At 41.4% G+C, this 15,561-nt stretch carries 16 protein-coding genes; 4 read left to right on the forward strand and 12 right to left on the reverse strand.

What is annotated here, in order from left to right; translation table 11 throughout:
• Positions 1–58 precede the first annotated feature (58 nt).
• From J0X14_RS03675 to J0X14_RS03690, 4 genes are all read left to right on the forward strand, one after another.
• Positions 59–1,138: a diphosphomevalonate/mevalonate 3,5-bisphosphate decarboxylase family protein gene (locus tag J0X14_RS03675; protein WP_207096395.1), complete on the forward strand. Its 1,080-nt coding sequence runs from the start codon at positions 59–61 to the stop codon at positions 1,136–1,138.
• A 145-nt stretch (positions 1,139–1,283) separates the two neighbouring features.
• A complete protein-coding gene (locus tag J0X14_RS03680; protein ID WP_207096396.1) occupies positions 1,284–2,222 on the forward strand; it encodes a mevalonate kinase in 939 nt (312 codons plus the stop codon).
• Positions 2,223–2,232: 10 nt separating this feature from the next.
• Entirely contained in the window at positions 2,233–3,138 is a 906-nt protein-coding gene (locus tag J0X14_RS03685; protein WP_207096397.1) for a geranylgeranylglycerol-phosphate geranylgeranyltransferase, read from the forward strand.
• Positions 3,139–3,211: 73 nt separating this feature from the next.
• Positions 3,212–4,054 (forward strand): pseudouridine synthase, encoded by an 843-nt coding sequence (locus J0X14_RS03690; RefSeq protein ID WP_207096398.1) that lies wholly within the window; start codon positions 3,212–3,214, stop codon positions 4,052–4,054.
• Between the two features lie 74 nt (positions 4,055–4,128).
• On the opposite strand, the gene J0X14_RS03695 is transcribed toward J0X14_RS03690, so the two are convergent.
• From J0X14_RS03695 to J0X14_RS03750, 12 genes are all read right to left on the reverse strand, one after another.
• Complete coding sequence (locus tag J0X14_RS03695) at positions 4,129–4,416, reverse strand: type II toxin-antitoxin system RelE/ParE family toxin (protein ID WP_207096399.1); 288 nt, start codon at positions 4,414–4,416, stop codon at positions 4,129–4,131.
• Positions 4,409–4,648, reverse strand: coding sequence for a type II toxin-antitoxin system ParD family antitoxin (locus J0X14_RS03700; protein ID WP_207096400.1), 240 nt, complete (start codon positions 4,646–4,648; stop codon positions 4,409–4,411). Before J0X14_RS03700 ends, J0X14_RS03695 begins: the two co-directional genes overlap by 8 nt.
• Positions 4,649–4,935: 287 nt before the next feature.
• Positions 4,936–6,612 carry a hypothetical protein gene (locus J0X14_RS03705; RefSeq protein WP_207096401.1) on the reverse strand — a complete coding sequence of 559 codons (1,677 nt, stop codon included), beginning with the start codon at positions 6,610–6,612 and terminating at the stop codon, positions 4,936–4,938.
• A 212-nt stretch (positions 6,613–6,824) separates the two neighbouring features.
• Positions 6,825–8,441: a M1 family metallopeptidase gene (locus tag J0X14_RS03710; RefSeq protein WP_242527904.1), complete on the reverse strand. Its 1,617-nt coding sequence runs from the start codon at positions 8,439–8,441 to the stop codon at positions 6,825–6,827.
• A 203-nt stretch (positions 8,442–8,644) separates the two neighbouring features.
• Positions 8,645–8,968 (reverse strand): type II toxin-antitoxin system PemK/MazF family toxin, encoded by a 324-nt coding sequence (locus J0X14_RS03715; RefSeq protein ID WP_207096402.1) that lies wholly within the window; start codon positions 8,966–8,968, stop codon positions 8,645–8,647.
• Positions 8,959–9,204 carry an AbrB/MazE/SpoVT family DNA-binding domain-containing protein gene (locus tag J0X14_RS03720; RefSeq protein WP_207096403.1) on the reverse strand — a complete coding sequence of 82 codons (246 nt, stop codon included), beginning with the start codon at positions 9,202–9,204 and terminating at the stop codon, positions 8,959–8,961. Before J0X14_RS03720 ends, J0X14_RS03715 begins: the two co-directional genes overlap by 10 nt.
• A gap of 259 nt (positions 9,205–9,463) precedes the next feature.
• Positions 9,464–10,069 carry a hypothetical protein gene (locus J0X14_RS03725; protein WP_207096404.1) on the reverse strand — a complete coding sequence of 202 codons (606 nt, stop codon included), beginning with the start codon at positions 10,067–10,069 and terminating at the stop codon, positions 9,464–9,466.
• A 205-nt stretch (positions 10,070–10,274) separates the two neighbouring features.
• Positions 10,275–11,561: an argininosuccinate lyase gene (argH, locus tag J0X14_RS03730; protein WP_207096405.1), complete on the reverse strand. Its 1,287-nt coding sequence runs from the start codon at positions 11,559–11,561 to the stop codon at positions 10,275–10,277.
• 93 nt (positions 11,562–11,654) lie between these two features.
• Positions 11,655–12,725: a M20 family metallo-hydrolase gene (locus J0X14_RS03735; protein WP_207096406.1), complete on the reverse strand. Its 1,071-nt coding sequence runs from the start codon at positions 12,723–12,725 to the stop codon at positions 11,655–11,657.
• Positions 12,722–13,501, reverse strand: a complete 780-nt coding sequence (gene argB, locus J0X14_RS03740) for an acetylglutamate kinase (protein ID WP_207096407.1) — start codon at positions 13,499–13,501, stop codon at positions 12,722–12,724. Before argB ends, J0X14_RS03735 begins: the two co-directional genes overlap by 4 nt.
• On the reverse strand, positions 13,498–14,436 hold the full coding sequence (locus J0X14_RS03745) for an acetylornithine carbamoyltransferase (protein ID WP_207096408.1): 939 nt from the start codon (positions 14,434–14,436) through the stop codon (positions 13,498–13,500). The genes argB and J0X14_RS03745 overlap by 4 nt, the downstream gene beginning before the upstream one ends.
• Positions 14,433–15,560, reverse strand: a complete 1,128-nt coding sequence (locus J0X14_RS03750; RefSeq protein ID WP_207096409.1) for an aspartate aminotransferase family protein — start codon at positions 15,558–15,560, stop codon at positions 14,433–14,435. The genes J0X14_RS03745 and J0X14_RS03750 overlap by 4 nt, the downstream gene beginning before the upstream one ends.
• Position 15,561: the final 1 nt, after the last annotated feature.

The following is a 15,561-nucleotide window of genomic DNA, read 5'->3' on the forward strand; positions in this document are numbered from 1 at the left end:
TTCAATCCAATTTCCAATACGTGGGTTGCAACCGTATATTTGTCCAAATAGCTTTCCCATGACGGAAAAAGATTTTTTGCCAGCACCATACCAGCATTTTTCCGATGGGGGAAAAGTGACTTGGAAAGCCCCCAGCAATATTGCCTTGGTGAAATATTGGGGTAAATTGGCCCATCAAATCCCAGCCAACCCTTCCATTAGCTTTACGTTGGATGCCTGCGCCACTACCACTTCAGTTTCCTATCAAAAAAAAGAAGGTAATATAGGTGGATTCTCTTTTGATTTGTTTTTTGAAGGAAAGCCCAAGGCCGATTTCAAGCCTAAGATTGAAACTTTTTTTGGTCGGATTGAGGCTTATCTTCCTTTTCTGAAGAAATACCATTTTGCCATTGAAACGTCAAACTCTTTTCCGCACAGCAGCGGGATTGCCTCATCAGCGAGTGGTATGGCAGCATTGTCGCTTTGCTTGATGGATATTGAAAAGCAATTGAACCCGGAGATGGATGAAGGATTCTTCAAAACAAAGGCTTCCTTTTTAGCTCGATTGGGCTCTGGAAGTGCATGCAGAAGCATTGAAGGCGATTTAATCCAATGGGGAGAGCATCCCAAAATTCCCAATAGCTCAAATCTATACGGAATCAAATATCCGTTTGAGGTCAACCCAATTTTTAAGAAGTATCACGATACCATTTTATTGGTGCACAAGGGTCAAAAACAGGTGAGCAGTACCGTGGGCCATGATTTAATGCATAATCATCCCTATGCCCAAAACCGATTTCAACAGGCGTATGACAATTTGGATAGGTTAAAATCCATTTTAGCAGATGGTAACTTGGAAGATTTCATCAAAATAGTGGAAAGTGAAGCCCTTACCCTTCATGCCATGATGATGACCAGCATGCCCTATTTTATTTTAATGAAGCCCGATACCTTGGAAATCATCAATAAAATCTGGAAATACCGAAACGAGAGCAACGTCCCCATTTGCTTTACGTTGGACGCCGGGGCCAATGTGCACGTGCTCTATCCGGAATCGGTCAAGGAAAAAGCCATTCAATTTATTCAGGATGAATTGGTTGTGCACTGCGAGAAAGGGCATTATATTTGCGATCGAATTGGTGTTGGTGCCAAAAAATAGTGGGAAGGAAATAACAGCAAAACTGTTTTTTTTACGTTATTTGTCCCATATTTTACAAAGATTGAGGTTTTCAAAGAAGAAACAGTTTTGTTTATCGGATTGTTTTTTTGACTGAACAGAATTGTTCGTATCTTGGTAGGAGTATATGAAAGGACCCTTATTTTATTCTAAGATTTTGCTTTTTGGGGAATATGGAATCATCAAAGATTCCAAAGGCCTTTCCATTCCGTATAACTTTTTTAAAGGGGCATTAAAAAGGGATAAAAATCCGTCTGACCTGGCTAAAAAATCCAACGAAAGTCTAAAGGCTTTTGCAGAATACCTTAAAAATATTGAAAAGCAGGAAAAAGGTTTGGTCTCTTTTGATATGGCATCTTTGGAAAAAGACATCGCCAACGGCATGTATTTTGACAGCTCCATTCCGCAAGGCTATGGTATTGGTAGTAGCGGGGCTCTGGTAGCGGCCATTTACGATAGGTACGCCAATGATAAAATTACCATTCTTGAAAATCTTACTCGGGACAAATTGCTGAAATTGAAGAAGATTTTTGGGAAAATGGAGTCTTTTTTCCACGGAAAATCCTCTGGATTGGATCCCTTGAACAGCTATCTCAGCCTTCCGATTCTTATCAATTCCCAAGATAATATCGAATCCACCAGCATTCCATCCCAAAACACCAATGGCAAGGGGGCCGTGTTTTTGTTGGATAGCGGGATTACCGGAGAGACTGCTCCCATGGTTCAGATTTTTATGGAGAAAATGAAGCAGGAAGGGTTCAGGAACATGATCAAAAACCAATTCGTGAAACATACCGACGCCTGTGTGGAAGATTTCTTGAATGGCAATGTGAAATCCCTTTTTGGAAATCTTAAGCAGCTTTCCCATGTGGTTTTAGACCATTTTAAGCCCATGATTCCAACGAAATTTCACCAATTGTGGCAGCAAGGCATTGAAACCAACGATTATTATCTAAAACTTTGCGGTTCGGGCGGCGGCGGATATATTTTGGGCTTCACCGAAGACTTGGATAAGGCCAAAAAAGCACTCAAAGATTACAATTTGGAAGTGGTGTACAACTTCTAAAAACCATCCCATGCTTAGTAGAAAAAACAAACTCTTGCTTTTTAAGCTATTGAGCCTATTCTCTGTGGTCCGAGGATACAACATTCTGGTCATTACGCTGGCCCAATACTTGGCATCCATTTACATCCTCTCGCCAAATATCCCATTGAGAAGGGTGGTTTTTGACCTCAATCTTTTTTTGATCGTAACCGCTTCGGCGTTGGTAATAGCCAGTGGGTATATCATCAACAATTTTTATGACGCTGAAAAGGATTTGATCAACAAACCCACCAAAAGTATGCTGGACCGCTTGGTAAGCCAACGTTTTAAGTTGACCACCTATTTTATCCTTAATTTTTTGGCGGTTTTGGCAGCCAGTTACATTTCGTTTCGGGCGGTTTTGTTTTTCTCGGCCTACATTTTTGGGATTTGGTTCTATTCACACAAGCTTAAACGGATACCCTTTATTGGAAATTTGGTGTCGGCCACCTTAGCCATAGCTCCCTTCTTTGTGGTATTTGTGTACTACAGAAACTTTGAAACGGTCATTTTTGTGCATGCCATCTTTCTGTTTTTACTGATTTTGGCCCGAGAAATGATCAAGGACCTTGAAAACATGGCAGGCGATATGGCTCAAAACTACCGAACCATACCCATAATTTATGGCCCAAAAGTTTCCAAATTTAGCATTGCGCTACTGATTATTTTAACCTTGATTCCCGCTCTGTTACTCATTAAAACTTTTGATGTGGGTTATATGTATCTCTATTTCATCGCTTGCATTGCCCTTTTGATTTTGTTTTTGGTGCTTCTCTTGAAATCCAAAGACAAGAGGCACTACGTGTGGCTGCACAACATATTGAAGTTCATTATTGTAGCAGGGGTTTTCAGCATTCTTTTGATTGATGTGGATTTGGTTCTGAATCGTATATTATAAGTCAAAACAAATTGTCCCCTTGAGCGGACTTTAGGGGTGTAAAAAGATTACATTTGCAAAAAATTCATGACTGATGGCGAAATCAGACAATAACCGTAACAGGAAACCTGCCCGAAATACCAAAGGGGGCGATCAACGGAAGCCCTATTCCAAAAATTACAAACCTCAGGAAAAGCGAAATGTCCCAGTAAAAAAATCGAACCCAGATGAGATTCGATTGAACCGTTATATTGCCAATGCGGGCATTTGCTCCCGTAGGGAAGCCGACACCTATATCGCTGCGGGTAATGTTACGGTGAACGGAAAAGTAATCACTGAAATGGGCTTTAAGGTAAAACGTTCTGATGAGGTCCGTTTTGATGGCAAACGCCTAAATCCAGAGAAGAAGGAATACATTCTCCTCAACAAACCCAAAAACTTTATCACCACCACCAGTGATGAAAAAGGAAGACGTACCGTCATGGAATTGATTTCCGGTGCCACTAAGGCCCGTTTGTTGCCTGTGGGTCGCTTGGACCGAAATACCACAGGTCTGCTGCTGTTTACCAATGATGGCGATTTGACCAAAAAGTTGACCCATCCCAAGCATGGGGTTCGTAAGATTTACCATGTGCATTTGGACAAAAGCCTAAACTTGGCTGATCTACACAAAATTGAAGCAGGTCTGGAATTGGAAGATGGCCCCATTGACGTGGACAGTATCAGTTTTATCCAAGGGGCGCCCAAACGCGAAATAGGGGTGGAAATCCACAGTGGACGAAACCGAATTGTGCGCCGCATTTTTGAACATTTGGGCTACGAAGTCACCAAATTGGACAGGGTTATTTTTGCCGGACTCACCAAAAAAGATTTACCCCGGGGCCATTGGCGTCATCTTACCGAACAGGAGGTGATTAATTTAAGGATGATTAAATAGGGGTTTTAAGGGAGGATTTTTGGAGTTGCACTTATCGGTTATACATTGTTGGCAACAGTTTTTATTAATTCAGGTTATAGTTTTGTATTCAAATCTTGTCTTCCGACTATTGCCATTATTTCAACAATGTTTTCGTTGATTTTGTAATAAATGCTATCAACTCCGCACACACAACGTCTATATCCTTTTTTAATGTATTCTACCGATTCAAAGGAAAAGGGCCGTTCGGCAATAATGTTGAAATATTCAAAGAACGATTCGAAATACTTGTCGGCTTGGGTCATTCCAAATTTTTCAACTCCATAATGATGAATCCGAATCAAGTCATTTTTTGCTTCGTTGGCCAATTTGTATTTAGCCATTCAGCAAAGCCTTTGATTGAGCTAAAATACTTTCTTTACTGTCATTTGTAAATCCGCTATTTTCAGCTTTTTCCAGTTTGGCTCGAATCCAGTCAATTTGAACTTGTTGTTTTCGGGCTTGTCTAATCAAGTCGTTAACCAATTCGCTTTTGCTTGAATATTCTTTATTCTCAACTTGGGCTTTTAGCCATTCGTCGTTCGGTTTTGTAAATGATATACTTTGTCTTGACATAATTTTATATTTTAGATGTAAAAATACACCAAATACGAATCATTTACAAATTGTTGTAACGTCAAGATATGATTCGGTTTAATACTTCGGCTTCGCTCAATACTGCGTGAATTATATCTATCGATAAAGTTTTCATGGAAAATATCCAGATGCAATTGATGTGTGTTCTATTTGAGTTGACCAAAAAAGACTTACCACGAGGTCATTGGCGCCACTTGACCGAACAGGAAGTGATCAATTTGAAGATGAAAAACTAAATTTAATTTGCGGTAGACTTATGATTTGGTTTAATCAACAACCGCTTTTAAATGGTCGTTGGAGCCAGTCATTTGCCAGTGCCCCAACGTAACCGGAATGTTTCCAATACTACTGAGGGTGTCAAAAAAGTCTTTTACCACAAAGGGTTCGCCCTCTACTTCTTTGAGTTTGGCATAATCTGCCAAGGCATTTTCCAACAAATATTTACCGGTAATATAACTGGTTCCATATCCGGGCTGGCGCAAATACAGGTGTTGTTCAAAAATGAGCAGTTCTTTTTCGGTTTTCATCCAGCCTCGAGGGGTGTACTCACTGTGAATTCCCCCGGCTTCTTCCATGGTCATCTCATTGGCGTGGGCGTACAAGGACCCCAAACCTCTGGCCGCACGCTGTGCAATCATTATATATATGATCTCTCGGGTTCTTGGGCTGTCATCATAAAGTCCGGCTTGCATGAACATTTCTTCAACAGCAGTGGCGGTTCCTTCATTCCGTGAACTGTAAATGTTATATAATACAGGCCCTTTTCGAATCTCACTTTTATGGGGCTCGTTATCCATGCGCGCCAGTTCAAACCAATGGTACGAATGAGAGTATAACGTCCTGGGGTCGTAGTGCATGGCAATGGAGAAAAAATTGCGGGTTTTCTTAGGCACAAAACGACCTAAATGCTCCCGTAGAGCAGGTTCAAAATAGGGTTTTACGGTAACTATGTCTTGCTGTTCCAAAAACTCAATCAGGTTTGTAGCCGCCGCATCCGCTTTTTTATCATAAGCTTCAGGGGAATCCGCCTCCACCAAATCTGGGAGATTTCTATTGTGGTGCTCTTCCAATTTTAACGAAGCCCAAGCACGGGCGAGCTCGCGTTTTAGCAACATAACTTCATCATCCCAAGTCAATGGTATCAAGTTTACATTTTGTAGATACCAGGTATAATTTTCTTTTCCAATTCCTGATGGACCAGTTTTGGATTTGGATTCGTCCTGCAACCAAGAGACAAGATTGTCTGTTGAGGTCAAGGCCGCATCAATAACGGAAACCAGTTCTGCATCATCTTTAATATGAACGCTCTCTTTTAGATTGGAAAGCGCCCTGCTCTGTTGTTGAATGTCCCGAATCCCGGTCACCCATAAATCCTTCGCATTTCCAGTTAAATTTTTCTTGGCTTGGGCATTCAGCGGTGCAATTACTTTTAAATCTGATAGCAATCGTTGCCTTTCTTCTGGGGGAAGTGGAAATGTGTACGTCCACAGGTCGGTTACGGCATGATGCGTGGGGCCTTCATGTGCGGGGACATCACTCCGGGCTGTCCAAACGGATTTGTAAAAAGCAGGATCACGTTCCCAGGGCTTTAAAATGCGATGGTAAAAATCATACCCGTTCATTTCGGCCCAAACAATCATCCAATCCACTTTATTTTCCACAGACCAATTTGTGGTGTCGATAGACTGAAGTTTTAACTGCAATTCTTTAAACGTCGGCCAACGCTTTTCAAAGGATTCTGCAGTGTAATTGGGAGCACCATCAAGAAGAGGTGGCTTTTCGAAGGTTCGCCATTCTTTGAAAAAAGCAACTAAATCAGCATAATCGTTGGAAGTAAATTTTTCAATTTGATTTTGGGCTTCGGTTGCTCCCTCTTTTTTAGCATTTTGACAACCAAGGGAAAGTAATAGTAAGAACGATAGAATTATGGGGGAGGTTTTCAATGACTTATGGTTTTTATTTTTTGGTGATTTTAAAGGTTGATGTTCGAATATATAAGTAATTAAAAATGAACAACAGGCCCATTAAGGTAGGGTTTTTAGGGGGGAAATATCAAGATTTGAAGGAGATGTGGGCGAATGTGACTTATATTACCCCAAAAAATATCCTCTGCACTTTAGTTGGGGATAATCAATACTTGAAAAAAGTTCGAAAACTAGTTCATATCCTCAAACAAAGTCCATTGGTCAGGGTCTAACACCACAGTATCAGGACGGATATTTGATTTAAGCTCAAAACTTTGGGAACGTTCATTCATCTGAATGGTTTCAATAACGGTCTTTCCATCTTTAATCAAAGCAATTTCCAACGGAAACCGGAACACATGATGGGATTGTAGTTGCTCCAAATTCAGCATAACCTCCCCTTTTTGGTATTCCCAACTCCATTTGAGTTGCGGATGCCCCTCGGTAAAGAGCCATTGTTGGAAAAAATCATCCAGTTTTTCACCGGAAACGTCTTCCATCACCTTCCGAAAATCATCCGTAAGCGCATTGCTGTTGCGATAGGTTGCATAGTATTTTTGAATGCCTTTCCAAAAAGTTTCGTCACCTAACTTATGTCGGAGCATGTTTAACACCCATCCCCCTTTTTGGTAGGTATTGGTGCTGAGTACCCGCATGGGGTCGGTTATGGTCAAATCCACAATCGGCGAGGGGTTCCTTTTATAATAGGCAATAATTTCTCTGCGGTCAATGGCCAATTCTTCTTTTCTGCGTTCATCGCCGTACACATTTTCCAAATATAGGATGCAGAAATAGGTGGCAAAGCCCTCACTGAGCCACACGTGGTTCCAGCTTTTCTCTGTGGCGGAATTGCCAAACCACTGGTGGGCAATTTCATGGGCGATTAGGGGTTCAACCTCATTGTTCCCAGTGACTGAATTTTCAAAATAGGCGATGGTCCCAGCATTTTCCAGTCCACCCCACTGTGTTTTGGCCTGCATGTTGGCCAATTTGGCGTAGGAGTACGGCCCTATGGCATTGATGAAGTAGTCCAGCACCTTTCCGGCCACGGTATAATCGTGAAACCCCTCCAATCTATTTTGCGGATACACCCAAGCCGTAACGGGAATGCCCTGCACTTCATCCACCACCCGACTGGCAAATTCGGTAACACCAATGGTCATGACCTTGGTGGCCACGGGAGCGGGTTCGCGGTAAATGGTAAGTTTGTAGCCGTTTTCAAGATTGCTTTCCTCGATTTTTTCACCAGTAGCCACCACATCATAGTGGTCTGGAGCCGTAATTTGAAATTCTACACTCGCCTTATCATACGGATGGTCCACGGAAGCAAGCCAGTGTCGCGCCAAATTGGGCCAGTTGTCCCCAAAAAAAGAGCGTTTTCCAAATTTGGTGGTATCAATAACGAGACCTCTTTCAGGAATACCGTGGTATTTTATGGTATAGGTTTGAGTTTTCGCTTCGGTTGTTGGAACAATGTTGATTTTGTTTTCAGCATAGGTATAGTTGGCTTGGAGGCTGTCTTCCATAACCTCGGTCACTTCCATGCCAAATTCCCCGGATTTTGCAATCAAATCCAACGCAAATGGCACCGCTTTTTCTTTGAAGGTGACCGTCACTTGGGTTTCGCCCTGAATTTCGTTTGAGGCATCAGTTAAGGAAAGACCGAACACGTAGTGTTGTACATCTACATTTTCATTTTTGGGATATTGGTCTTGGGCATTTCCAAGAAAACAAACCAAGGTAAAAACTAGAAGGGAGGTTACAATTCGTTGTTGCATAAAAGGACCACTAAAGCGTTTAGGGTTCAAGATACAATTTTGGGCAAGAGCTTAGGTGATTTTTTGCGTGGAACTGAAAAATTCAAAAAGAAGGGATTTTAAAAAGGCACGTATCGGTCTCGGCTATGAGTAGTTGCGAAATTAGGGTTGCCCTATGATGAGAATTATGTATCGAAATTGACTTAAAAGAACTTGTTCTTTAACTCAGTTCTTTGTTGGCATTAGTATTTCTTTCAGTCTACAAAAGTTTCTCTAATAACGTCTTTGCATTTTTCAATTTCCGAGTTTGTCAGACTTTCAAAAACTCGGATGATTCTGGTTTTATCAATTGTCCGAATTTGGTCGATTGCAATCATTCCCTTTTTTCCGTTGTGTTTCACTGAAACTCTAGTCGGATATTTTTTCAGGTTCGTTGTCATCGGTGCAAGTACGATTGTATTCAAATATTTATTCATTTCATTTGGCGAAACGATAACACAAGGTCTTGTCTTTTTTATTTCACTTCCAATTGTTGGGTCAAGGTTTACAAGAATGATGGAATATTGCTTTAAATCCATTCCTCAAGGTTTTCGTCATCAAACACATCGTTCATTAGCAACTTGTCGTCTCCGTTTTCACTCATTCTCTTAAATTCCTTTTCCCAATTTTTTCTCGGAGAAGGGATTGGTTTGAGAATTATTTGTCCTTTTTCAAGAATAAGTTCAACCTTGTCTTTAATGTTATATTTTTCCAAGATGGTCTTGCTCAAGCGAAGTCCTTTTGAGTTTCCGATTTTTATTATTGATGCTTCCATAATTTTTAAATGTTATTACAAAGTAAATACATTTTAATAAAGCACCAAAATTCGTTCCGTATTAATGTCAACGTTATAAGATATGATTTGTTTTAATATTTCGGCTACCTGCCCGTCCGGCAGGCGAGCGCTCAGCACAAAGTGAATAATATCGACCGATGCTGAAACAAGTTCAGCACAGGTACCTGCCTGTCGGCAGACAGGAGTGAAGTTAGGATTTTTCATGCTGAAAATCCAGCTCAAATCAATATAACAGCTTTTATAACTCTTTGGTAATCCATCCCATAAACTTTTGAATTAGGCTCTTTTTTTCTAAATAAAGAAATGTCTCTGAGTCGCCACGGACAATTGCTTTATTCCCATCATCTTGTAGGAGCACATTTCTTTTCATTATTCCCAATTTGTTTTTTTTGAATTCATTTGGGTCAATCGGGATATAGCTTTGGTCGTGTATGATTTGATCTTCTGATTTTGTCAACCCTTTAAAACTGGCATCAACCTTTCCTTCTTGCCGTGCACGTCTACAATAATGATTGTAAATTTCCGTGTCTTTAACCCTGATTGACTGCTTGCTGTTCAAATTGTCCAACAACATAAAGGTTTGATCAATAACCTCTACCGGACTACATATTGAAAACCTCAGATAAAAACTTTCCCCCATTTTGTTGTCTGGTGAAAAAAGACAATGCGCCTCTATGATTCCTTTTTCTGTAATTAATTCGTAATAGTAGCTTCTAAAATCAGATAATTTTTTGCCAACTTTTTTCACTGGATTAAGTCCAATGGAAATGAGAAGTTGGTCAAGTTCCAGTTCTGAAACCTCTTCATCAAATTTTACGTAAAATAGATATGATTCCAATCCCATTCCTTGAAGGTTTGTTAGCATAAGGGTTTGACATAATGCTGTTTCAATTTTTAGCTACTGAAACAAGCTCTCCTGAACAGGTTACAGGTTCAGTATTGGGAATGAAATTCGATAAATTTCACCTTTAGAATAAGGCGGAATTGACGGATGGACTATATGGGTTTATGGAATATGTTTTCCGTCATTCTAGATAGAAAACATATTTTCATAAGTTTAGCGTTTTTTCCATTTTCTGCCTGATTTCCTCCAAGCACAAATTTCCCAAACTACCCTCGTGGGTATGCTCTATGTCCCGTTTGGGTTTAAAATTACCATTTTCAATGGCCTTGCCCATGGTTTTATACGCATCTCTAAACGGCATTCCGCTTTTTACGAGTTCATTTAAGGTATCCACACTAAAGAGGTAATCGTATTTGGGATCTTCCAGAATATTTGGGTTCACCTTGATTTCTTTTAAGCTAAAAGTCATCAACTCCAAACAGGCCTGCATGTCCTGTAACGCAGGAACAATCACTTCCTTCACCAACTGTAGATCACGGTGGTAGCCACTGGGGAGGTTGTTGGTAATCATTGTCAATTGGTTGGGCACCGCTTGGATTTTGTTGCATTTAGCCCGAATCAGTTCAAAAACATCTGGATTCTTTTTGTGGGGCATAATGCTACTTCCCGTGGTCAATTCGTTGGGAAAAGAGATGAAATCAAAGTTCTGGCTCATGTACAGGCAAATATCCATGGCCATTTTGGATAGCGTAGCAGCAACGCTGGAAATTCCGAATGCGGCTGCTTTTTCTACCTTTCCACGACCCATTTGGGCAGCCACCACGTTATATTTTAGGGTGTCAAAGCCCATTTCGGATGTAGTAAAACTTCGGTCAATGGGAAAGGAGCTACCATATCCAGCAGCACTTCCCAACGGGTTTTGGTCCGCTACTTTATGGGCTGCTTGTACGAAGTACAGATCATCCACCAAACTTTCAGCATAGGCCGAAAACCAAAGTCCAAACGAGGAAGGCATGGCTATCTGCAAATGGGTGTAGCCTGGCAGCAACACATTTTTGTGCTTTTCTGCCAAATCCAATAATAAATCAAACAAAGATTTTGTTTGGGATGTGATTTCGGTCAATTCATCTTTTAGGTAGAGCTGCATGGCCACCAAAACTTGGTCGTTCCGGGAGCGGGCGGAATGGATTTTTTTACCAGTGTCGCCGAGTTTTTTTGTGAGGAGAAATTCAATTTTGGAGTGCATGTCCTCAAAATCGTCTTCAATGGTAAATTTCCCTTTTTCAATATCTTTTCCAATGTTACCCAATGCCTTTACCAAATCTTCGGATTCATTTTCAGTGATCAATCCTACTTTGCCTAACATTTTGGCATGCGCGGTGGAGGCAATGACATCGTATTTTGCCAAGACCAAATCCAATTCACGGTCATTTCCAACGGTGAAATGGTCTATCTTTTTATCGGTACTAAAACCTTTGTCCCAGAGTTTCATAATTTCCTATTTGTCATTCCCATGGAAATGGGAATCTAATAATTTCGGTATCCATTGCCCTTCGACTTCGCTCAGGGCCCAATTTTCGTTTTCTTATTTTAAAAATCCTGAAAGGATTTTGATATAAAGGTCTATGCCTTCTTCAATTTCGTTTACGTAAATAAATTCGTTGGCGGAGTGCGAACGTGTACTGTCCCCAGGGCCCAATTTAACCGATTGGCAACTCAATGCTGCTTGATCCGATAAAGTCGGGGAGCCATAGGTTTTTCGTCCCAGAGCCAGTCCACTTTTTACCAAATCATGGTCAGGATCAATACAAGATGAATTGAGTCGTAGCGAACGCGGCGTCATTTTACAGGGTGCCTCCTTTTGTAACATATCTGAAATCTCCTGATTGGAATAACAGTCGTTCACCCGAACATCCACCACCAAATCCACTTGGGCAGGCACCACATTGTGCTGTTTTCCGGCATTAATCTGCGTGACGGTCAATTTTACCTCGCCCAGAGCATCGGAAACCTTATCAAACGTATAATCCTTGAACCACTGTAAAACTTCAATGGTATTGTAAATGGAATTGTTATCGTTTGGATGTGCGGCATGTGAGGGCGTTCCTTCCACAACAGCATCAAATACCACCAGACCTTTTTCGGCAATGGCCAAATCCATCAAGGTGGGTTCACCCACAACGGCAACGTTTATTTCAGGAAGAATGGGCAACAAAGCACGAATACTTTTTTCGCCAGCATCTTCTTCCTCACCTGTTGCGGCCATAATTATATTATGACTCAATCCTTCCATCTCATAAAAATGAACAAAAGTGGCCAATAGCGACACCAAGCAACCGCCAGCATCATTACTGCCAAGACCATACAATTTGCCATCTTCAATATGGGGGTTGAAAGGGTCTTTGGTATAGGCACTGTTGGGTTTTACAGTATCGTGGTGCGAGTTCAGCAGTAGCGTAGGTTTGGACGCATCAAAATGTTTGTTAAAGGCATAAATATTGTTGAACTGCCGTTCTGTTTTCACCCCAAAGCCTTGCAAAAAGGCTTCAATGGCATCACCAGTTTTGTCCTCTTCGCCAGAGAAGGAAGGGATTGAAATGAGTTGTTTCAGCAACTCAATAGCCTTTTCGGTCAATGTTTCTTGATTGGTTTTCATAGTGTTACTGTGGTAAAATTTGGGTTGCCTTTTTCCAGCATGTCAATATCTCCTATACATACCTTCTTTACTTGGTTTCTGAGGGCGTAAAAACAATTGTGCATTTTGGGCAGCATCCCATTCGATATGATGCCATAGGCCAAAAGCTCTTCGTAGGTTTTGGAATTGATATGGGTAATGACCGAGTTTTCATCTTCTACATCTTCCAAGACACCTTTCTTTTCAAAACAATAGTATAAGGTAGTATCAAACTGGTCAGACATGGCAATGGCCAATTCTGCTGCAATGGTATCAGCGTTGGTGTTGAACAATTGTCCTTTCCCATCATGTGTTAAAGCGCAAAAAATAGGAGTGAACCCAGCCTGCAACAATTTAAAAATTCCATAGGCGTTTACTTTGTCCACATCGCCCACGTAGCCAAAATCAACCTTGGTAACTGGTCTTTTATGCGCCAGAATGGCATTAGCATCGGCGCCGCTCATTCCAATGGCATTGGTGCCGAAAGCCTGCAATTGGGCCACAATTTGTTTACTTACCAATCCACCGTACACCATAATGGCGATTTCCAAACTTTTTTCATCGGTAATTCTACGGCCGTTGATCATTTTGGCCTCAATGCCCAGTTTGTTGCCAATCTGTGTTGCTTTTTTTCCTCCTCCGTGCACCATGATTTTGTTCCCTGGCATTTTGGAAAAAAGATCTAAAATTCTCACGAACCCCTTATCATCTTCAATGAGGTTGCTCCCTACTTTTACGATGGATAGTGTTTGTTTCATAAGGCTTCCAATATTTTTTTCAGGACAATTTGTGCCGAAAAGGTTCTATTCAATGCTTGGTTGATTACCAGCGAGTTATTGCCATCCAAAACGGCATCTTCCACAACAATGTTCCTTCTCACGGGTAGGCAGTGCATAAATTGGGCCTTTCCCAATTTTTGTTGCGTCATGGTCCAGTTTAGGTCTTGGTGCAGCACTTTCCCGTAATTGGTATAACTGCTCCAATTTTTCACATAGACAAAATCGGCATCCTTGAGTGCTTTTTCTTGATTGTACTCAATTTGGCACCCTTGGGTGATCTTGGGGTTGAGTTCGTACCCTTTGGGGTGGGTGATGATAAATTCCGCATCCTGCAACTTCATCATTTGGGTAAATGAATTGGCTACGGCATGAGGCAAAGCCTTTGGATGGGGCGCCCAAGACAAAACTACTTTTGGTCTTGGCTTTGGGGTGTGCTCTGCTAAAGTTATGGCATCTGCCAAAGCCTGCAAAGGATGACCCGTAGAACTTTCCATATTTACCACGGGAACCGAAGCATATTTGGCGAAACCGTTCAATACTTCTTCGGCCTCATCCTTTTCCCTGTCCTTTAAATCGGGAAAGGCACGAATGGCCACAATGTCGCAATATTGGGACACCACTTGCGCAGCTTCCTTGATGTGCTCCGAAGTTCCTTGGTCCATCACAGAACCATCTTGGTATTCCAAAACCCAGCTTTCGCTGCCGAAATTCATGATCATGACTTCCATACCCAATTGCATGGCGGCTTTTTGTGTGCTCAACCGTGTTCTCAAGCTATTGTTGAAAAACAGCAGGCACAAGGTTTTGTGTTTGCCCAAATCTTCAAACTGATAAGGGTTTTGTTTTAAGGTAATTGCTTCGTCCACCCAATCGGGGAGGGACTCAATATCGTTAACAGATAAAAAATGCTTCATTTTAATGCGTTTTGCAGGGCTTCAAAAAATAGGTCTACGTGTTCTTTGGTGATGTTCAATGCGGGCAAAAACCGCAATAACTTCTTGTTTTTGGCACTGCCGGTAAAAATATGTTGCTCATAGATGAGTTTTTTTCTCAGGTCGGCTACTTCAAAGTCAAACTCAAGGCCAATCATCAACCCCCTACCTTTTATGTTCTTGATTTCTGGAATTTCTTGGGTCTTTTCCCTAAAATAAGCTCCCAATTCATCAGCGTTTTTGGTGAGATCTTCACTTTCCAATACTTCCAAAACGGCCATACTTGCCGCACAGGCCAAGTGATTTCCACCAAAGGTGGTTCCTAAAAGCCCGTATGAAGGCTTAAAGGTTTCATGAATCAATACGCCGCCAACCGGAAAGCCGTTGCCCATTCCTTTTGCGATGGAAATGATATCGGGTTGAATTCCATGGTGTTGAAAAGCAAAGAATTTTCCGCTTCTACCATACCCTGATTGGACTTCATCGGCAATCAAAACAACATTATGCTCCTTACATTTTTCAGCGATGAATTGATAAAACGCTGTAGTAGGTTCGTCCAGTCCGCCCACACCCTGGATGGCTTCCAAGATCACGGCACAATACTCATCCGAAGTAATTGTGTTTTCAAACGCCTCAAAATCATTCAGTGTGAGAAACGTAACCGCCTGTTGCTTGTTGATGGGGGCATTGATACTTGGATTGTCCGTAACGGCAACTGCAGCCGAGGTCCTTCCATGAAAACTGTTGTTAAATGCGATGACTTTGGATTTTCCCGTGTGGAACGATGCCATTTTAAGCGCATTTTCATTGGCTTCCGCCCCAGAATTGCACATGAACAGGTCATATTCCTCGCAACCTGAAAGTTCACCCAACTTTTCCGCCAATTCCTCTTGAATGGGATTTTGGATGGAATTGCTGTAAAATGCAATCTTGTCCAATTGATCCTTGATTCGCTTTACGTAATGTGGATGGGTATGTCCAATGGAAATCACGGCATGACCGCCATAAAAGTCCCAATATTTTTGTCCTTTATCATCCCAAACCTCAATGCCTTTGGCAGAAACCGGGGTGACATCATATAATGGATATACGTCAAATAATTTCATC

Source organism: Allomuricauda sp. CAU 1633, from assembly GCF_017313225.1.
Classification (GTDB): Bacteria; Bacteroidota; Bacteroidia; order Flavobacteriales; family Flavobacteriaceae; genus Flagellimonas.

What these genes read in the sequence shown, in the direction of transcription:
- J0X14_RS03675 (WP_207096395.1), top strand. Translation starts at nt 59, where the DNA reads ATGACGGAAAAAGATTTTTTGCCAGCACCATACCAGCATTTTTCCGAT.
- J0X14_RS03680 (WP_207096396.1), top strand. Translation starts at nt 1,284, where the DNA reads ATGAAAGGACCCTTATTTTATTCTAAGATTTTGCTTTTTGGGGAATAT.
- J0X14_RS03685 (WP_207096397.1), top strand. Translation starts at nt 2,233, where the DNA reads ATGCTTAGTAGAAAAAACAAACTCTTGCTTTTTAAGCTATTGAGCCTA.
- J0X14_RS03690 (WP_207096398.1), top strand. Translation starts at nt 3,212, where the DNA reads ATGGCGAAATCAGACAATAACCGTAACAGGAAACCTGCCCGAAATACC.
- J0X14_RS03695 (WP_207096399.1), bottom strand. Translation starts at nt 4,416, where the DNA reads ATGGCTAAATACAAATTGGCCAACGAAGCAAAAAATGACTTGATTCGG.
- J0X14_RS03700 (WP_207096400.1), bottom strand. Translation starts at nt 4,648, where the DNA reads ATGTCAAGACAAAGTATATCATTTACAAAACCGAACGACGAATGGCTA.
- J0X14_RS03715 (WP_207096402.1), bottom strand. Translation starts at nt 8,968, where the DNA reads ATGGATTTAAAGCAATATTCCATCATTCTTGTAAACCTTGACCCAACA.
- J0X14_RS03720 (WP_207096403.1), bottom strand. Translation starts at nt 9,204, where the DNA reads ATGGAAGCATCAATAATAAAAATCGGAAACTCAAAAGGACTTCGCTTG.
- J0X14_RS03725 (WP_207096404.1), bottom strand. Translation starts at nt 10,069, where the DNA reads ATGGGATTGGAATCATATCTATTTTACGTAAAATTTGATGAAGAGGTT.
- argH (WP_207096405.1), bottom strand. Translation starts at nt 11,561, where the DNA reads ATGAAACTCTGGGACAAAGGTTTTAGTACCGATAAAAAGATAGACCAT.
- J0X14_RS03735 (WP_207096406.1), bottom strand. Translation starts at nt 12,725, where the DNA reads ATGAAAACCAATCAAGAAACATTGACCGAAAAGGCTATTGAGTTGCTG.
- argB (WP_207096407.1), bottom strand. Translation starts at nt 13,501, where the DNA reads ATGAAACAAACACTATCCATCGTAAAAGTAGGGAGCAACCTCATTGAA.
- J0X14_RS03745 (WP_207096408.1), bottom strand. Translation starts at nt 14,436, where the DNA reads ATGAAGCATTTTTTATCTGTTAACGATATTGAGTCCCTCCCCGATTGG.
- J0X14_RS03750 (WP_207096409.1), bottom strand. Translation starts at nt 15,560, where the DNA reads ATGAAATTATTTGACGTATATCCATTATATGATGTCACCCCGGTTTCT.